The 18,039-nt window shown below is 65.1% G+C and carries 12 protein-coding genes; 5 read left to right on the forward strand and 7 right to left on the reverse strand.

All coding sequences use genetic code 11. The features are described from left to right. Window positions 1-24 precede the first annotated feature (24 nt). The 3 genes from XalbCFBP2523_RS05660 (at window position 25) to hemF (ending at window position 4,228) form a co-directional block, all read left to right on the forward strand. Window positions 25-2,406: a S9 family peptidase gene (locus XalbCFBP2523_RS05660; RefSeq protein WP_045765078.1), complete on the forward strand. Its 2,382-nt coding sequence runs from the start codon at window positions 25-27 to the stop codon at window positions 2,404-2,406. Window positions 2,407-2,638: 232 nt separating this feature from the next. Beyond that, a complete protein-coding gene (locus tag XalbCFBP2523_RS05665; protein WP_045765077.1) occupies window positions 2,639-3,190 on the forward strand; it encodes a hypothetical protein in 552 nt (183 codons plus the stop codon). Window positions 3,191-3,328: 138 nt separating this feature from the next. Then, a complete protein-coding gene (gene hemF, locus XalbCFBP2523_RS05670; protein WP_012914683.1) occupies window positions 3,329-4,228 on the forward strand; it encodes an oxygen-dependent coproporphyrinogen oxidase in 900 nt (299 codons plus the stop codon). A 633-nt stretch (window positions 4,229-4,861) separates the two neighbouring features. On the opposite strand, the gene polA is transcribed toward hemF, so the two are convergent. Next, on the reverse strand, window positions 4,862-7,630 hold the full coding sequence (gene polA / locus XalbCFBP2523_RS05675) for a DNA polymerase I (RefSeq protein WP_045765076.1): 2,769 nt from the start codon (window positions 7,628-7,630) through the stop codon (window positions 4,862-4,864). Window positions 7,631-7,722: 92 nt separating this feature from the next. Between polA and XalbCFBP2523_RS05680 the strand changes: the two genes are divergently transcribed. Beyond that, entirely contained in the window at window positions 7,723-8,010 is a 288-nt protein-coding gene (locus XalbCFBP2523_RS05680) for a DUF2782 domain-containing protein (protein ID WP_045757557.1), read from the forward strand. Between the two features lie 46 nt (window positions 8,011-8,056). Here XalbCFBP2523_RS05680 and XalbCFBP2523_RS05685 read toward each other — a convergent pair whose 3' ends face one another. From XalbCFBP2523_RS05685 to XalbCFBP2523_RS05695, 3 genes are all read right to left on the reverse strand, one after another. Further along, window positions 8,057-8,482, reverse strand: coding sequence for a hypothetical protein (locus tag XalbCFBP2523_RS05685; RefSeq protein WP_045765075.1), 426 nt, complete (start codon window positions 8,480-8,482; stop codon window positions 8,057-8,059). A 56-nt stretch (window positions 8,483-8,538) separates the two neighbouring features. Then, entirely contained in the window at window positions 8,539-9,234 is a 696-nt protein-coding gene (locus XalbCFBP2523_RS05690; RefSeq protein WP_045766581.1) for a hypothetical protein, read from the reverse strand. A gap of 550 nt (window positions 9,235-9,784) precedes the next feature. Then, on the reverse strand, window positions 9,785-10,231 hold the full coding sequence (locus tag XalbCFBP2523_RS05695; protein WP_012914678.1) for a universal stress protein: 447 nt from the start codon (window positions 10,229-10,231) through the stop codon (window positions 9,785-9,787). A 382-nt stretch (window positions 10,232-10,613) separates the two neighbouring features. On the opposite strand from XalbCFBP2523_RS05695, the gene XalbCFBP2523_RS05700 reads away from it, so the two are divergent. Next, on the forward strand, window positions 10,614-12,551 hold the full coding sequence (locus XalbCFBP2523_RS05700) for a M61 family metallopeptidase (RefSeq protein WP_045765074.1): 1,938 nt from the start codon (window positions 10,614-10,616) through the stop codon (window positions 12,549-12,551). An 82-nt stretch (window positions 12,552-12,633) separates the two neighbouring features. Here the strand turns inward: XalbCFBP2523_RS05700 and uvrD are convergent, their stop codons facing one another. The 3 genes from uvrD to cls all read right to left on the reverse strand — a co-directional run bounded on the left by uvrD (window position 12,634) and on the right by cls (window position 17,904). Beyond that, window positions 12,634-14,835 carry a DNA helicase II gene (uvrD, locus tag XalbCFBP2523_RS05705; protein ID WP_045765073.1) on the reverse strand — a complete coding sequence of 734 codons (2,202 nt, stop codon included), beginning with the start codon at window positions 14,833-14,835 and terminating at the stop codon, window positions 12,634-12,636. Window positions 14,836-14,949: 114 nt separating this feature from the next. Beyond that, window positions 14,950-16,374: an FAD/NAD(P)-binding protein gene (locus XalbCFBP2523_RS05710; protein ID WP_045765072.1), complete on the reverse strand. Its 1,425-nt coding sequence runs from the start codon at window positions 16,372-16,374 to the stop codon at window positions 14,950-14,952. Window positions 16,375-16,485: 111 nt separating this feature from the next. After that, complete coding sequence (gene cls / locus XalbCFBP2523_RS05715; protein WP_045765071.1) at window positions 16,486-17,904, reverse strand: cardiolipin synthase; 1,419 nt, start codon at window positions 17,902-17,904, stop codon at window positions 16,486-16,488. Window positions 17,905-18,039 lie beyond the last annotated feature (135 nt).

Genomic DNA, 18,039 nt, shown 5'->3' on the forward strand with positions numbered 1-18,039 from the left:
TTGCTTTTCGTCCGGAACATCCCGATGTGTCGCTTAGCCTTGAGCGCCGTTGTTTTGCTATCCCTGTCCTGCTTGCCGCCATTGGTTGCGGCTCAGAATGTGGCCCCGCTGACCATCGAACAAACGATGGCCGATCCGGACTGGATCGGGCCGCCGGTCGAGGACGCCTGGTGGGCCTGGGACGGACGTCAAGTGCAATACAAACTCAAGCGCAACGGCAGCCCGGTGCGCGACACCTACCGCCAGGGGATCGACGGCAGCACCGCGCAGCGGATCGAGGATACGCAACGCAGCACGCTCGATGCGGCCAACCCGGTCTACGACGCAGCACGCCGACGCATGCTGTTTGTACGCAATGGCGATGTATTCCTGCGCGATCTACGCAGCGGCGCGCTGACCCAGTTGACCCGCAGCAATCAAGCGGCCGCAAGACCGCAGTTCAGCACCGACGGCGGCGCACTGTGGCGGGTCGGCAACGACTGGTACCGCTGGAATCCCGACAGCGGCATCGCGCAAGCGGCGCTACTCAAGGCCGAACGCGATCCCGACACCGCACCCAAGTTGGACACGCTACGTGCGCAGCAACTGCGTACATTGGAAACCCTGGCGCGCGATCGCGCGCAGCGCGATTTGCTGCGGCAACAAGAGCAAGCCTGGCGGCGTGCCGACGGCAGCCGCGCGCCGGCACCGGTGTATCTGGGCGAGGACGTCGTCATCGACGACAGCGCACTGTCGCCGGACGGTCGCCATCTACTGGTGGTGACCCACGCCAAGGGCGCCGACGAAGGTCGCGAGGGCAAGATGCCCAAGTACGTGACCGAATCGGGTTACGAAGAATTCCAAGAAGTGCGCACTCGCGTCGGTCGCAACCCACCGCTGGCGCAGAACCTCTGGTTAGTCGATATCGCCGCGGGCAGCGCGCGCAAACTCGACTTCGCCGTCCTGCCCGGCATCCACAACGACCCACTGGCCGCACTGCGCAAGGCCGCCAAGCAGGAACCGCTGCACGGGCCACGTGCGATACGGGTGGAGACCGACGGCGATGGCAGCGGCGCGACGATGCACTGGAGCGAGGATGGCCGCAACGTCGCGGTGATGTTGCGCGCGGTGGACAACAAGGACCGTTGGATTGCCAGCGTCGACCTGGATAAGGCCGTGCTGCAGCCGCGCCATCGCCTCACCGATCCTGCTTGGATCAACTGGAATTTCAACGATTTCGGCTGGATGCCGGACAACCAAACGCTGTGGCTGCTGTCCGAGCAATCCGGCGATGCGCACCTGTACACCCAACATGGCACCGATAAACCGCGCCAACGCACCGCCGGCAACTGGGAGGTGTCCGCGCCGGTGATCAGCGCCGATGGCCAGGGCTTCTTGTTCCTGTGCAACCGCAAATGGCCGGGCGACTACGAGGTGTGCAAGCTGGATCTGCGCGACGACAGCGTTGTCGAGCTGACCTCACTCGAAGGTGTCGAGGACTTCGCACTTTCGCCAGACGGCCAACACCTGCTGGTGCACTACTCCGGCGCCTATCTGCCGCCGCAATTGGCGGTGTTGCCCGCCAATGGCGGCAGCGCACGCGTGCTTACCGATACCCGCAGCGCCGCATTCAAGGCACGTCCGTGGATCCAGCCGCAATTCGTGCAGATACCGTCCACCCATGGCGCCGGCACGGTCTGGGGCAAGTACTACGGCCCGCCACATCCAGAACCCGGCAAACGCTACCCGGTGGTGATGTTCGTGCATGGCGCCGGCTACCTGCAGAACGTCTCGGTACGCTACACCCCGTATTTTCGCGAGCAGATGTTCCACAACCTGCTGGTGCAGAAGGGCTACATCGTGCTCGACCTGGATTACCGCGCCAGCGCCGGCTATGGCCGCAACTGGCGCACCGCGATCTACCGCGACATGGGCCATCCGGAACTGGAGGACTATCTGGACGGCCTGGATTGGCTGGTCGCCACCAAGCAGGGCGACCGTCACCGTGCCGGCATTTACGGCGGCTCCTACGGCGGCTTCATAACCTATATGGCGCTGTTTCGCAGCCCCGGCACATTCAAGACAGGCGCCGCGCTACGTCCAGTGGCAGACTGGAGCCAGTACAACCACGAATACAGCGCCGACATCCTCAACACTCCCGATCTTGACCCACAGGCCTACCGCACCTCTTCGGCGATCGAGTACGCCAGCGGACTGCGCGATCACCTATTGATCGCCCACGGCATGATCGACGACAACGTGTTTTTCAAGGACTCGGTCGACATGACCCAGAAGCTGATCGAACTGCACAAGGACAATTGGGAGATCGCGCCGTATCCGTTGGAACGACACGGCTTTACCCGCGCCGATTCCTGGCTGGACGAATACAAGCGGATCCTGAAATTGTTCGAGCAGGAACTCAAGTAGGCGATCACGCACCCTGCGCTGGGTGTCGGCACAATGTGCCTGTCGCGGTCGCGGCGTGGCGCGGATGACCGCGCCGCCTCGTCTGCGACGATGCGCGATGACGACTGCCAGACCATGCGCCGTGTCTGCACATGACGCACACGCCCACGCCACTTGTGCCTGTGCAAGCAACCTCTATCTTTGCCGATGCGCGGCAGCACACTACGCCATCCACCCAACCGAGGGATCGCCAATGTCGCCACCTCCGCTGCACCCCGCAGGTCACCAGATGATCGATGCGATGGGCAAGATCACGCTCTTGCTTGGCGTGCTGTCGCTGCTGTCCGCGCTGGCGCAGGCACTGACGCTGATGGCGCTACCCGATGGCAACATCGAAACGATGCTGCAGCCGTTTGGACTGCCGTTGCCGCCGTGGCTGCACACGTGCATGACCCATGCGATCGCACTGTCCTGGCTGGCAGCGACGCTGGCGCTGGCGTTGTGCGCGACGTCATGGGCCTTGTTACAACGACACGAATGGGCACGGCGCGTATTCGTGGCATTCCTAGTGGTCACCGCCGTGGCCAATTTCGCGATGTTGCCGCTACTGTGGCAATTATTCGACATGCTGCAAGCATGGGCGCCGCAACACGGCTTCGATGCACACATGCAGCACCAGTTGCACTCCAGCCGCATCACCGTCCTGTTCAGCGCACTGCTCACCGCGCTTGTTTTCGCCGTCCTGCACGGCTGGCTGGTGTACCAGCTCTCGCGCCCGGCGCTGCGTAGCGCCTTCCGCCGCTGAGCGACACCACGCGCAGCAAGCCGACAGTGTTCACCCGGATGGCCCCGATCGCAGTGCCGGCTGAATGCGGTGCGTGCTCGACAACGGACCGCGCATCATCACGCACACGCCCAGGCGACAAGCTTCTAGAATAGGGGGATGCAAACCTTCGACCGTGTCCGCGACTATCTCACTGGGCTGCAAGACCGCATCTGTGCCACCGTCGAGGCGACCGACGGCCAGGCCCGTTTCGCCGAAGACGTGTGGCAGCGCGCCGAGGGCGGTGGCGGCCGCACCCGCATTCTGCGCGATGGCGCGGTGTTCGAGCAGGCCGGGGTTGGCTTCTCCGACGTGTCCGGCACGCGCCTGCCCCCCTCGGCCAGCGCCAACCGCCCAGAACTGGCCGGCGCTTCCTGGCGCGCGGTCGGGGTGTCGCTGGTGTTCCATCCACTCAGTCCGTATATCCCCACCACCCACACCAACGTGCGCTACTTCGAGGCCGAGCGCGAAGGCGCAACCGTGGCCTGGTGGTTCGGCGGCGGTTTCGACCTGACCCCTTACTACCCGTTCGACGAAGACGCACGCCACTGGCACCAGACCGCGCACGATTTGTGTGCGCCATTCGGCGCCGAGCGATACCCCGCACATAAACGCTGGTGCGATGAGTATTTCTACCTCAAACACCGCAATGAGACCCGAGGCGTCGGCGGTCTGTTCTTCGACGATCTGCATGCCGATTTCGAACGCGATTTCGCCTACCAACGTGCGGTGGGAGATGGTTTTTTGGATGCCTACCTGCCGATCGTGGCGCGCCGCCGCGCCCTGCCCTGGGGCGAGCGCGAGCGCGAGTTCCAGCTCTACCGGCGCGGGCGCTACGTGGAATTCAATCTGGTCTACGACCGCGGCACGCTGTTCGGCCTGCAGAGTGGCGGCCGCAGCGAGAGCATCTTGATGAGCCTGCCGCCACGAGTGCGCTGGGAATACGGCTTCCAGCCGGAACCCGGCAGCCCCGAAGCGCGTCTGGCCGAATATCTGGTGCCACGGGACTGGCTGGCCTGAGCACGTCACCGCGCGCCCAGGCACGCATGGCGCCCTCGGCGTGAAACACGCGCTTAAGGTGTTTGTCGCAAGCCAACGACCGCAGAAAAATGGCGGCCGCAGATCAGCGCATTTCAGGCCGAGTGGCTGCTCGATTTCATAGTTGGACGTACCGCTGTGCACGAACACAGCGATGCACTGCAGGCTGCACACGTCGTGACGGTGCGCAGACATAGTCGCTGAATGATGGGATCTATCAAACTCGAACAAAGCGGCGCGGCGTAATCCCCATCCCTTGACTTGCCAGCGTTTACGCGAGCATAAAGATATAGGTTCAAGCTTAAATAAAAAGGCCCCGCGGACCAGGGGTGGGTCAGCGGGGCCAGGGAACGCAGACTTGGGGAGGAGTCTCCGTTCCTAGATCTGCTCCAGGGGATGGGAGAAGATCCGCGACAGGCATTGCGCCTGTCGAGGCACATAAGACCATTTTTCACCTTTCTCATTCGTGAAAATTGCGGTTAAGAATTCGTCGTGTTTAGGACGGATTCATTCCAAAACATTCGCCCGACAAACAACAAAAATGCCGTACTCCCTGCGCAAAGGCGCTGACTGCAGGATGTCGTTGGGGGACCGCCGCATTGCGGGTCGCATAGCTCAATGCGCCTCGTCCCAGTTATCGCCCACGCCACTGTCCACCACTAACGGCACCTTCAACTCTGCCGCAGCGGCCATGCGCCAGGTCACCTCGGGTAACAGGATCTCGACGAAGTCGGCGTCGACTTCGAACACCAGTTCGTCGTGTACCTGGAGGATCATCAACGCACGCGCGCGGTGATCCTGCAACCACGTGTCCACACTGACCATGGCGCGCTTGATGATGTCCGCAGCGGTGCCCTGCATCGGCGCGTTGATCGCGGCGCGCTCGGCGCCAGCGCGCAAGCCCTGCTGCTTGGCGTTGATGTCGTTCAGGTACAGACGGCGACCGAACAGGGTCTCCACGTAGCCCTGGGTGCGCGCCTGCTCGCGCATGCGCTCCATGAAATCGCGCACCGCCGGGTAGCGGCTGAAGTACAACGCCACGTAGTCCTGCGCCTCGCCGCGGCCGATGCCGAGATTACGCGCCAGGCCGAACGCGCTCATGCCGTACATCAAGCCGAAATTGATCGCCTTGGCGGCGCGGCGCTCGTTGGCGCTGACCTGCTCCAAGGTGCGCCCGAAGACCTCGGCGGCGGTGGCGCGATGCACGTCCACGCCTTGACTGAAAGCGCGCAACAGGCCCGGATCCTCGGACAGGTGCGCCATGATCCGCAGTTCGATTTGCGAATAGTCGCACGCGATCAGCTTGCGGCCGGGAGGGGCGACGAAGGCGCGACGGATGCGGCGGCCATCCTCGGTGCGGATCGGGATGTTCTGCAGGTTCGGATCGGAAGAGGACAGCCGCCCGGTCGCGGCACCGGCTTGATGATAGCTGGTGTGTACGCGCCCGGTCTCAGGGTTGACCATCTCCGGCAGCTTGTCGGTGTAAGTGCTGCGCAGCTTGGCCAGGCCGCGGTATTCCAGGATCACCCGCGGCAGTTCATGCTGGTCGGCGATAGCCTCCAGTGCTTCTTCATTGGTGCTGGGCTGGCCTTTGGGAGTTTTCAACAGGGCGGGCAGCTTCAGTTCGTCGAACAACACCGCCTGTAACTGTTTGGGCGAATCCAGATTGAAACTCCGCCCGGCTAACGCGACCGCCTTTTGCTGGGCGGCCAGCATCCGCTGGCTCAGCACCTGGCTCTGCTTGCGCAGCTCGGCGATATCCACGCACACACCGTTGGCCTCAATGCGGGTCAGCACCGGCACCAGCGGCATTTCGATCTCGCGGTACACCCGCGCCAGCGCCGGCTCGGCATCCAATTGCGCTGACAACGCCCGGTGCAAGCGCAGCGTGATATCAGCGTCTTCGGCGGCATAGCCGGTGGCATCGTCGATGGCCACCTGCGAGAACGCGATCTGCTTGGCCCCCTTTCCGGCCACGTCCTCGTACTTGATCGTGTCGTAACCCAGGTAGCGCTTGGCCAGCGAATCCATGTCGTGGCGGCTGGCGGTGGAGTTGAGCACGAAACTCTCCAGCATGGTGTCGTCGGCATACCCGCGCACCTGCACGCCGTGGCGGCGCAGCACATGCAGGTCGTACTTGCCGTGCTGGCCGACCTTGCGCTTGGCCGGATCTTCCAACAGCGGTGCGAGCGCCGCCAGCGCCTGCACGCGGTCCAACTGCACTGGCGCACCGGGATAGTCGTGACCCAGCGGCAGGTAATCGGCATGACCGGGTTCGATGGCGAAGCTAAGTCCGACCAGATTGGCGCGCATCGCGTCCAAGGCGTCGGTTTCGGTGTCGAAAGCGAAGCCGTCGGCGGCGCGCAAGCGCGCCAGCAACGCATCGAACTGTTCGGCAGTGGTGACCGCGGCGTAGTAGCCCTTCGCGGCCAACGCCGGGTCCAGCGCACCATCGGGCGCGGCGGCGGCACGGGCATAGCCAGCCGCGGTACCGCGTAGGCTGGGACTGGCCTCACTGGCGACGTACGGAGCCGCCACGCCACCGTCCAAGTCGCGCAACGCCTGGGTGAAGCCGTAGCGCTGGTACAAGCCGCGCAACTGCTCCGGCTCCGGCTCGCGCAGGCCCAGCGTGCGCGGGCCGCCGGACAGCACCACGTCGGTCTTGATCGTGACTAGATCGCGGTTGAGCGGCAGTCGCCCCAGCGCCGCGCGCAGGTTGTCGCCGATCTTGCCCTTGATCGCGTCGGCGTTGGCGATTACCCCGTCCAGCGACCCGTAATCGGCCAGCCATTTGGCCGCGGTCTTGGGTCCGCACTTCTCCACCCCGGGGACGTTGTCGATGGTGTCGCCCATCAGCGCCAGCAGATCGACAATCTGGTGCGGCAACACACCGAATTTTTCCATCACCGCCGCATCCGAATCCATGCGGCTGCCGCTCATGGTGTTGACCAACTGCACGCCGGGACGCACCAACTGGGCGAAATCCTTGTCGCCGGTGGAGATGGTCACATCCATGCCATCGCCAACGCCTTGCAGGGCCAAGGTTCCGATCACATCGTCGGCCTCCACTCCACTCTCGCGCAAAATGGTGATGCCGAGTGCGTGCACGATCTGGCACATCGGCTCGACCTGCGCGCGCAGCTCGTCGGGCATCGGCGGACGGTTGGCCTTGTACTGCGGGTACAGCGCGTCGCGGAAGGTCTTGCCCGGGGCATCCACCACGAAGGCGACGTACTCGGGACGCTCCTTCAAGGTGGCGCGCAGCATGTTGAGCACGCCAAACAGTGCGCCAGTGGGTTCACCGGCGGCATTGGTCAAGGGCGGGAGCGCGTGAAACGCGCGATACAGGTAGCTGGACCCGTCGATCAGGACTAATCGGCTCATCGGCCAATTCTACGCTGCCGCCCTGCGCGCACCGAATACGGTCGCACAGCGCATAATCGGCCACCATCCCCCTGCCCGTGGAGAACGTTGCGATGAAAGCCCTGATCCTGATCCCGCTATTGCTACTGGCGGGCTGCGCCTCCACCGGCACTGGCCCGGACGGCGCGCCGATGGACATGCGCGGCGCGCAAGTGACCCAACGCAAAATGGAGAACGGCGACACCGTGGACGAATACCGCATCGCCGGCCAGTTGCGCATGGTCAAGGTGACCCCGGCGCGCGGCCCGGCCTACTACCTGTACGACCGCAACGGCGACGGCCACATGGACGGCAACAAGGACAACGTCTCGCCGGTGTACTGGAAGCTCTACAGCTGGTGACGCGCGCTGCGACGGCGAGACATTGGCGGGAAGTTTGCCGGGCCGGTCAGGGATCGAGCCGGCAATAGGCGCCCGGTGTGTAGCCGAAGCTCTCGCGCATCGCTTGGCGGAACTCAGCGAAGGTGAAGTCGGTATCCACCCGCATCAGCACACCGGCATAGGCGCCGCCGTTCTTGCCACCGCTGCCGGTGCCCCACTGCACCTGCCAGGTCGCGTACCTGTTACCGCCGTGAACCTGCGCGGCCTGCAGGTCCACGCGCAGGCCCTTGACCAGTTCCATGCCCTTGATCACGCCTTCGCTGTTGGCGTAGTTGGCAGGGATTCGAATCACGGTAGCGTCGTTGACGTCGTCGCGACGGATGCCGACATAGTTGGCGATCTTCGCCGCCAAGTAATCTTCGAGCACATGGTCGCGGATCTTGCTGCTGGCACTGCTGAACGTGCCGGTGTTGTTGTTGGTGTAGGTGGTCATGGGGAAAGTCCTCTGGTGTTGGGTGGATGCCCGGATGGGCGCCAGCGCAGGGCCGGTCAGAGTTGGCGCAGGCGGTCGATGAACGCGTCGTGGCCCTCGATGGGCTGGTCGGTGGCGATCAGCGGCCTGTGCTGCCAGGTCAAGCTGCCTACGCGGGCGAGGGTTGCCTCGGCATCGGGGAGGTCGTTGGCTTCCATGCCGCCCGCGCTCGCGGTCAACCGCGCATGGCGGATCAGCACCCGGTCGGGTGCCAGGTAGACCACTTGGCTGGACGCCGCCGTGGTCACTTCGGCCAGCGCGGTCTCGGTCTGCTCCACCAGCGCCGGCAACCGGTGCGATGCCAGCAATTCGTTGCGGGTAGTGGCGCAGATGCACGACCAACCGGCGAACACACCGTCCTCGGTGAGCAGGGGGGCCAGTTGCGGCAGGGAAGCCAGCGAAAAGCAGGTATCGACGATCAGCGCCGGCGTGCGGATGCCGATATCGACAAGATCCGCGATGAAGCGCTGGAACACGGCGACATTGCGGCAGCCGTTGAACTGGATCGGTGCGCCCTGATCGTCGACATCGCCGTGGCCGCCGCCGATCCACAACGTGTCGTAATGCAGCTGCACTTCACCTTGATCGGTGCGCGGCAAGGCTGCGACGATCTGGGCGCGATCGGGAAACGTATCAGCAGGGTGCTCGATCGCATGCACGCCCTGGGGGAAGTGATGGGCCAGATGTGGCGGATGAAACGCGAGAATGGACATAGGCAGGCTCCGTTGGCTGGAAGGACGCCGTCCCAGCGGCGCAATGCAGGCGCGCGCACCGCTACGGCATCGGCGTCCAGCATCGGCGGTGTCGACAGTGCGGCCCATCGGCAAATCGCTGACATCGGCCTGCCACACGGAGGATGTGGGCGGACAGCGCCGCGATGCGATTGCCTCACCCTGCGCGCACGCGGCAATGCACGTCCGCGCAGGGGACGTGGCAGGTCATCCGTGCCGTGGTCCTCGATGTGCATGTACGGCGCGCTGCGTCACGCGCATTGCAGCGCTCTCGCCCGCTCTTGATCGACTGGGCGGCACGCCTGACGCTGGGCTTGCACGGTCCGGCTCCGGACTGCCCCTGCCTGATGCGGCCCAGCGCGGGAATGCGCGTGCTGCCGCAATACGACGGACGCGCACCCGGCCGTACATCGCGCTGTCGAGGCGCGTCGGTCGCCTGCAACCGATGCACGGGCCATGTCCTCGACGGACGCCTGCCGCGGGCGACCACTTGGCGCGGAGCGAGCCGGCGCGCCCCGCGCCCGCCTCGACGTCAGCGAATCACCAGCACCGGTAATTTGCTGTTCGCCAACACTTCCGCCGTTTGACTGCCAAGCAGTATCCGACTCATACCGCGACGGCCATGCGAGGTCATCACGATCAAGTCGCTGGCACAGTCGATGGCCATGTCGATGATCCCCTCGGCCGCATAACGGTCGAGCAGGTGACGGCCATGCGCGGTCACGCCGGCAGCCGCGGCGGCGGCGAGCGCCGGCGCCAGGATCGACTGCGCGCTGGCCTCGCGGTCGCGACGGTATCCGGGACTGGCCTCATAGCCCACGCCCCAGCCCATGGCATCGTACATGCCCATGGCCCACGGTTCGGAGACCGTGAGGATGTCCACCTGCGCACCGAGCTTGGCGGCCAGCGCCAGCCCATGCTGCAAGCCTTTGGCGGACAACTCAGAACCATCGATGGCAATCAGGATGCGCTGGTACATGGTGTGCTCCGGTGGCGCCGTATGCGGCGACAGCAGCAGCATTGCACACCCGCTGTGGACTGCACGCCTTGAGCCAGATCAAATTCAGTCACGAGCGGGTTCAACCGACGCATCGGCTTGCCGGCCATGCGCGCACCAGCCGACAGGCCGTGTATTCCTATGCCGCCCGCCCGATCGAGGCAACTGCAACGATGCGCAATGACACCCGTCACCGATCACGCCGCTGTCGTTGAAACGCATCGGGGCAAACCGCAACGGCTGGACCGATGCGCCTGGCCCCTCCTTGCATGACTCAGCAGTGCCTGGCCACAAAGTAAGTCGCGCCGACGCTGGTCACAGATGCTAACGTCCTGCACCGCATTCCCCCATCCAGGAGCCGTTTATGCCCGCGCCCTTCCGTCCTGCCTTTCGTTGCCTCGACCTGGCGTTGTCGCTGGGCATCGCCCTGGCTGTGAGCGGCACCGCGCATGCGCAGGCTGCCCGTACCGCCGACGTGCCCGCACCGCGGGACACCCCCTACCCCGGCACCATCACGCTGCAGGTGGACGCTGGCGACGTACGCCAGGGCATCTACCGGGTCCACGAGACCATCCCGGTCGGCGCTGGGCAGCTGACCCTGCAATATCCGCAATGGATTCCCGGCGACCATTCGCCGAGCGGGCCGGTGGCGATGCTGGCCGGCCTCACTCTGACCGCCAACGGCAAGCCGCTGCCATGGCGTCGCGACACATTTGACGTCTACAGCTTTCATGTGGATGTGCCGGACGGCGTGCGCGCGATCGAAGCCAGTTTCCAGTACCTGTCGCCCCGCGACGACGGCTTCGAAATGACCGACAAAATGCTGCAACTGGAATGGAACAAGGTCGCGCTATACCCGGCTGGCCACGACACGCGCCAGATCACGGTGGCGCCGAGCGTGATCCTGCCGGCCGGATGGGAGTTCGGCACGGCGCTGGAGACCGCCAGTCACAGCGGCGCCACGACTATCTTCAAACCGGTGGACTTCACCACATTGGTCGACTCGCCGATCTACGCCGGACGCTACTTCAAGCGCGTGGATCTGACGCCCCCCGGTAGCGCGCCGGTTCACCTAGACATGGTCGCCGATGCGCCCAGGTTCCTGGAAATCAGCCCGGAACAGCGACAGGCACACCGCAACCTGCCGGTGCAGGCGATCAAGCTGTTCGGCTCCCAACACTACGACCATTACGACTTCCTGTTCTCGCTGTCCGACGTGCTCGGCGGCAACGGACTGGAGCACCACCAGTCCAGCGAAAACGGGCTGGGCGCCGACTATTTCAGCGCCTGGGCCGACAACGCAGCCGACCGCGACCTACTGCCACACGAGTACACCCACTCGTGGAACGGCAAGTTCCGGCGTCCGGCCGACCTGTGGACACCGACCTTCAACGTGCCGATGGGCGACTCGCTACTGTGGGTCTACGAAGGCCAGACCCAATACTGGGGCTACGTGCTGGCCGCGCGCGCCGGCATGTGGACACCGCAACAGTTCCGCGACGCGCTGGCGATGACTGCGGCCAACTACGATCGCAACCGTGCCGGATTCCGTTGGCGCTCCCTGCAAGACACTACCAACGACCCCACCGCCGCGCATCGCGCGCCGCTGCCCTACCGCAGCTGGCAGATGAGCGAGGACTACTACAGCGGCGGGCAGATGGTCTGGCTGGCAGTGGACGCCAAACTGCGCGCGCTCAGCGGTGGACGCAAGTCGCTGGACGACGTGGCCAAAGCATTTTTCGGCGTCGACGACGGCAGCCATGCGGTCAAGACCTACAGCTTCGACGACGTCGTCGCCGCGCTCGATGACGTCGCCCACTTCGACTGGACCACTTACCTCCAGCGCCGCGTGTACGCGGTCGATCCACCGCTATTGGAAGGCTTACAAGCCAGTGGCTGGAAACTGGTGTACACCGACCAACCCAGCGAATTCGAGAAGCAATACGACGGCAGCCACCCATCGGCGCGACACCGCTACAACTTCGCTTGGTCGATCGGCCTGGTAATGAACGATGACGCCAGCATCAACGACGTGCTGTGGGATGGTCCGGCGTTCAAGGCCGGGATCAGCACCGGCGCCACGCTGCTGGCGGTCAACGGCCAGGATTACTCGCGCGATACGCTCAAGCAAGCCATCGCCGAGGCCAAGGGCGGCACCGCACCGATCGTGCTGACACTGAAATACCAAGGCAGCCTGCGCGACGTCGCGGTGCACTACCACGACGGCTTGCAATATCCACACTTGGTGCGAGTGAATGGCACGCCGGATTACCTGAGCCAGATCATCGCCGCGCGGCACTGACCATGAATCGCCCAAGGCATCCTGCATCGCCCACAAGCGCCCCCGCTGAACACCGCGACGGGCCGCCCGGCTAACGGCTCCGTCAGCGCACCGTCAGATTCGCGTAGGCCATCACCAGCCACTTGGCGCCGGCCTCGTCGAACTGCACTTGCACGCGCGCGTGCGCGCCGCTGCCTTCGTAGTCGATGACCACGCCACCACCGAACTTGGGGTGCTGCACATTGGCGCCGAGCTTGATCGCCGGCGCCTCGATCCGAGGATGCCCCGGGTTGCGCGGCGCACCTAACGAAGCGCTACGCGAGACCTGCACCTTCGGTCGCACCTCGTGCAATAGCTCGCGCGGGATCTCGCGGAGGAAGCGCGACGGAACGTTGTAATTGTCCTGGCCGTGGATACGGCGCGATTCGGCGTAGCTGAGTACCAATGTGTGGCGAGCACGGGTGATACCGACATAGGCCAGGCGCCGCTCTTCCTCCAGGCGCCCGCTTTCCTCCAACGAGCGCGCACTGGGGAACAGGCCGTCTTCCATGCCGACCAGGAACACCAGCGGGAATTCCAGGCCCTTGGCCGAATGCAGCGTCATCAGTTGCACGCCGTCCTCGTCGGCCCGGGCTTGACCTTCGCCGGCTTCCAATGCGGCATAGGCCAGGAACGCGACCAATTCGCTCATCGCCTGGCGCGCTTCGTCAGCATCATCCTCGGCGTCGACACGGACGAAGCGCGAAGCCACCGAAACCAGTTCGTCGAGGTTGTCGGTGCGCGACTCCGAATCCAGCCCGCTGCGGCTTTCCTTGCTCCAGTGATCGCGCAGCGCCGAGCGCGCCAGCACATGATCGATCTGCTCGGGCAGCGACAGGTCGGCCACTTCCACGGCCAGTTGTTCGATCAGGCCGAGGAACTGGCCCAGCGCATTGCGCGCGCGCGCGGCAAGTTCGCCGCCCTGCTGCGCGGCGTGTTGCGCGGCAGTCCATAGCGACAGCGATTGCGCACGCGCCAGCCGTCGCACTTCGTCCAGGGTCCGGTCGCCGATGCCGCGCGCCGGCGTATTCACCGCACGCTCGAACGCCGCATCGTCGGCGCGGTTGGCGACCAGGCGCAGATAGGCCAGCGTATCTTTGATTTCGGCTCGCTCGAAGAAGCGCATGCCGCCATACACGCGGTACGGCACCTGCTCGGCGAGCAACGCCTCTTCGAACGCACGCGATTGCGCGTTGCTGCGATAGAGCACGGCGGCTTCGCTGTAGCTGCCGCCATCGCGCACCCATTGGCGCGCGCGCTCGACCACATAGCGCGCTTCGTCCACTTCGTTGTACGCCGCATACAGGTCGATCGGCTCGCCATCGCCCGAATCGGTCCACAATTGCTTACCGATGCGATCGGGGTTGTGCGCGATCACCGCGTTGGCGGCGTTGAGAATGTTGGCGCTGGAACGGTAGTTCTGCTCCAGGCGGATGGTCTGCGCGCCTGGAAAATCCTTGAGGAAACGCTGCACGTTCTCAACCTTGGCGCCGCGCCATCCGTAAATGGCCTGGTCGTCGTCGCCGACCACGAACACACGGCCGCTGTCACCGGCGAGCACGCGCACGAACGCGTACTGGATGGCATTGGTGTCCTGAAATTCATCGACCAGGATCTCAGCGAAGCGAGCACGGTAATGCGCCAGCAACGCTGGCGTGTCGCGCAGCAACTCGTGCGCACGCAGCAGCAACTCGGCGAAGTCGACCAGTCCGGCGCGGTCGCAGCGCTCCTGGTACAGCGCATAGGCGTTGCGCAGGGTGTTGATCCAGACATCGTGCGGCTCGGGCTGGATGTGCTGCGCGCGGCGGCCTTCGTCCTTCTGCTGGTTGATCCACCACGCGATTTGCTTGGGCGGGAACTTGCCCTCGTCCAGCTCCAGTTGCTGCACTACGCGTTTGACCAGCCGCAGTTGGTCGTCGGCATCCAGAACCTGGAAGCTCTCCGGCAACCGCGCATCCTGCCAGTGCAGGCGCAACAGGCGGTGGGCCAGGCCGTGGAAGGTGCCGATCCACATGCCGCGGCTGCCGTTGCGCAACTGCAGGTCGGCGCGATGGCGCATCTCGCCGGCCGCCTTGTTGGTGAAGGTGACCGCGAACATGCCATGCACCGGCACACCATGCACCTCGTGCAGCCAGGCGATGCGATGGGTGAGCACGCGCGTCTTGCCGGATCCGGCACCGGCCAGGACCAGATAATGACCGGGCGGTGCGGAGACGGCCTCGCGCTGGGCGGGGTTCAGATCGTCGAGTAAATGAGAGACATCCACCCAAGCATTTTAGCCGGTGCGGCAGCGCATGGGCGGCGATGCACGTCGCGCGGTTGGCGACAGCATTCCGCACGGCAACCTGCTGCTCCCGTGGCCGGAGCAAGCAGGACAGCGTCAGGAAATCCGCGCGAGCGGCAGTTCCAGGCTCAGCAACGCCTGCGCGGTCGCCTGCGCCTGCATCCGCAGTTCGGGAATCGCCAGACTTTCCCACAGGCTGCCGATGCGCAAGCTGCCCAGTACGCGGATCCGTGGATCGGCGCGACCGTTGGCATCGAGCAACGCGCCATCGGTGCCGGTCGCCAGGCCGATCCCATGCGGCCCCTGCTGCGCATGGCCGCTGCCCAATAGCTGGTGTAGCAGCGGATTGCGAATGGTCTGCACACGCAACTCCACGCCGGTGGCGTTGATCACGCAATGCGCCTGCAATTGCAACGGAACACCATCGGCGCCCATTCCGTTGACCTGCACGCAGGTATCGACCGCAGACACGCTCTCCAGCCGCGCGCGGTGCACGCGCAACTGGCCGCTACGGTGTATCTCCTGCAACTGCGCGTATACCGGCTCAGCGACGCGATGCCGGTGCACGTCCCAGTAACGCACCGTATGCCGCAGGAAACGGCGTTGCTCGGTCGCCGACAGCGATTGCCACAGCGCCTGGCCGAACGGCCGCACCCGATCCATCACGCTCTGCCAGGGGTGTCCGTGCGCCTGCGCGGCGGCGGCGTAACCGCGCAACGCGCGCAGCCGCTGGCGCAACGAGAGCGCCAGCAACGCTTGCGGATCGAATTCGGCCGGCGTGCCGTGCGCAGCATGCGGCAGCGGCAGCAACGCATGTCGCGAAACCACGTGTACCAGACCACGATGGGCGTTGCTCAGCAGCGTCAGCACGCTGTCGGCCATGCTCAGGCCGGAACCGACGATGCACACCGTCGCCTCGCGGGGGATCTCGCATAACTGCGGGTAGTTCCAGGCTTCCACCCGCATCGACTCGGACAGACTGGCGGCACCGCGTGCCGGCAACGGACGCAGGCTGTTGCCCAGCGCCAGCACCGTGGCACCGGCGCGCAGTTGACGAGCATCGTGCAAGTGCAGCATGTGTCCGCCGGCCGCATCCGGTTGCATGGCCAGCACCCGCGCCTGACGCCACTGCAAGCGCGCCGGGCGCGTCGCCTGCGCCTGCGTTAGACGCGTGCGCAGATAGACGGCGTAATGGCGACGCTGCACGTAAGCTTGCGCCAACGCATCGCGCGTCAGTTCCGGATACAGCGCTTGGTGCTGCAACCAATCGAGAAAATCCTCGGGCGCATTGGCGAAGGCACTCATCCGCCCGACCGGCACGTTCAGTAGATGCTCCGCGCGAGGCGTCGCATAGGCCACGCCCTGCGCCAGCGCTGGCTGCGACTCGATCAGTTGCAAGCGCAGCGGGCCGTCGGCCTGGTGCAGCAGATGCAATGCAGCCAGAACACCAGCCGCGCCGCCGCCGATGATGGCAACATCGCAATCATCGTCAATCGGTTTGCTGGGCAGAAGCTCGCTCATATTCGGCAATTGTAAGCGAAGGCCTCGCATGCCAGGCCGATGGCAAAAAACCCAGGGGGCAACGAACGCTCGCGCATGGCCCCGACATCATGCGCGCATCGGCGGCACGTTTCACATCAGCGCATCGGCCAGACGCGCGATCCCCTCGCGACTGCGCCGCCACGCCGGCCGCTTGCGCCATGTCTCCAGCGACAGCACCCGCGCATCGGCCAGGTATTCCGCTTCCACCACCCGCAGCCGCTGCAACACCTCGGCGCTATAGCAGAGCATGCCAATCTCCGCGTTCAGTGCGAACGAGCGAATGTCCAGATTGATCGAGCCGACCAGGACAATGCTCTCGTCAACGCTCAAGTGCTTGGCATGCAGAAAGTGCGGCCGATACAACGCGATCTTGACCCCGCTGCGCAGCAGTTCGTCGTAGCACGCCTCCTGTGCCCAGGCGCTGAGCGGTTGATTGTTGCTCTCGGACAGGATCAGTTGTACCTCCACGCCAGACAGCGCGGCGATGCGCAGCGCGCTGAGCGTGACTTCGTCCGGCACGAAGTACGGCGTCACCATCACGATCCGGCGCCGCGCCTGATGGATCAGCGCATTGACCGTATCGCGCGCGTTTTCGAACGGATAGGCCGGCCCGCTCGGCAGCAGTTGCGTCGGAACGCCGGTACCGCGCGCCGTGGCGGCGGCCCCCACGCTGAGGCGCTGCCCGGTCTCGATGAACCAATCGCTGGCGAACACCGCTTCCAGGTGCCCGACCACCGGCCCCTGCACCCGCGCGACCAGTTCGCGGTTGGGATGGCCGGGCACAAAGTCCGGCGCGGCCAGATTCTGCGAACCGATATAGCCAACACGGTTGTCGATCACCGCGATCTTGCGGTGATTGCGCAGATCCATGCGCCCACTGCGGCGCCAGCGCAGGCCGCCCGGCAACAGCGCCTGTACCTCGACCCCCGCCGCATGCAGGCGGATGCGGTAGCGGCGCAGGGCGCGGCGGCCGCCACGCGCATCCAGCAACAGGCGGCAGCGCACACCGCGTGCGGCGGCGCGCAGCAGGGCCGCGACCACCGCATCGCCGACCGCATCGTCGAACATCAGGTAGTACAGCAGATGCACGCGCTCGACCGCCGTCTCGATGTCCTCGATCAGCGCCTGCAACGATGGCGCGTAACGGTCGAGCAATTCCACGGTGTTGCCGTGGGTGGGCATGAAATCGCCCTGACGCTCTACCAACGGCACCACTTCGGCGACCACGGTATCGGCTGGCGGCGTCCAGCGCAGCGCGGTCAGCGGCCCCTGCTGCTCGCGAATCACCTGCGAGGCCAGCACTTGGCGGCGGACGCGTTCGCGCGACAGCCAAGGATGACCCAACAGCAGGTACAACGGCAGCCCCAACAGCGGCACGAACCCCACCAGCAGCAACCAGCTGCGCGCCGCGCCGGGAGTGGTGCGGGTGGGAATCCACAACAACGCCACCAGCCGGATCAGCCAGTCCAACGCCAACAGCCACGTGCCTTCCAACCAGACCGGCAACATCGCAATGCTCGCAACCCAGGTCGCCAGATTCTGCGGACTATGCGGGCAAACGCAAGTCTCGCCGCCAGACCCCGTCGGCCCTGCGTCGGACCCAAACGCACACAACCCGCCAGGTGGCGGGTTGTGTGTCGATCA

This window comes from Xanthomonas albilineans, assembly GCF_002939705.1.
Taxonomy (GTDB): domain Bacteria; phylum Pseudomonadota; class Gammaproteobacteria; order Xanthomonadales; family Xanthomonadaceae; genus Xanthomonas_A; species Xanthomonas_A albilineans.

Bases quoted from the DNA above. Each gene is read 5' to 3' on its own strand.
- XalbCFBP2523_RS05660 (WP_045765078.1), top strand. From the start codon at position 25: ATGTGTCGCTTAGCCTTGAGCGCCGTTGTTTTGCTATCCCTGTCCTGC.
- XalbCFBP2523_RS05665 (WP_045765077.1), top strand. From the start codon at position 2,639: ATGTCGCCACCTCCGCTGCACCCCGCAGGTCACCAGATGATCGATGCG.
- hemF (WP_012914683.1), top strand. From the start codon at position 3,329: ATGCAAACCTTCGACCGTGTCCGCGACTATCTCACTGGGCTGCAAGAC.
- polA (WP_045765076.1), bottom strand. From the start codon at position 7,630: ATGAGCCGATTAGTCCTGATCGACGGGTCCAGCTACCTGTATCGCGCG.
- XalbCFBP2523_RS05680 (WP_045757557.1), top strand. From the start codon at position 7,723: ATGAAAGCCCTGATCCTGATCCCGCTATTGCTACTGGCGGGCTGCGCC.
- XalbCFBP2523_RS05685 (WP_045765075.1), bottom strand. From the start codon at position 8,482: ATGACCACCTACACCAACAACAACACCGGCACGTTCAGCAGTGCCAGC.
- XalbCFBP2523_RS05690 (WP_045766581.1), bottom strand. From the start codon at position 9,234: ATGTCCATTCTCGCGTTTCATCCGCCACATCTGGCCCATCACTTCCCC.
- XalbCFBP2523_RS05695 (WP_012914678.1), bottom strand. From the start codon at position 10,231: ATGTACCAGCGCATCCTGATTGCCATCGATGGTTCTGAGTTGTCCGCC.
- XalbCFBP2523_RS05700 (WP_045765074.1), top strand. From the start codon at position 10,614: ATGCCCGCGCCCTTCCGTCCTGCCTTTCGTTGCCTCGACCTGGCGTTG.
- XalbCFBP2523_RS05710 (WP_045765072.1), bottom strand. From the start codon at position 16,374: ATGAGCGAGCTTCTGCCCAGCAAACCGATTGACGATGATTGCGATGTT.
- cls (WP_045765071.1), bottom strand. From the start codon at position 17,904: ATGTTGCCGGTCTGGTTGGAAGGCACGTGGCTGTTGGCGTTGGACTGG.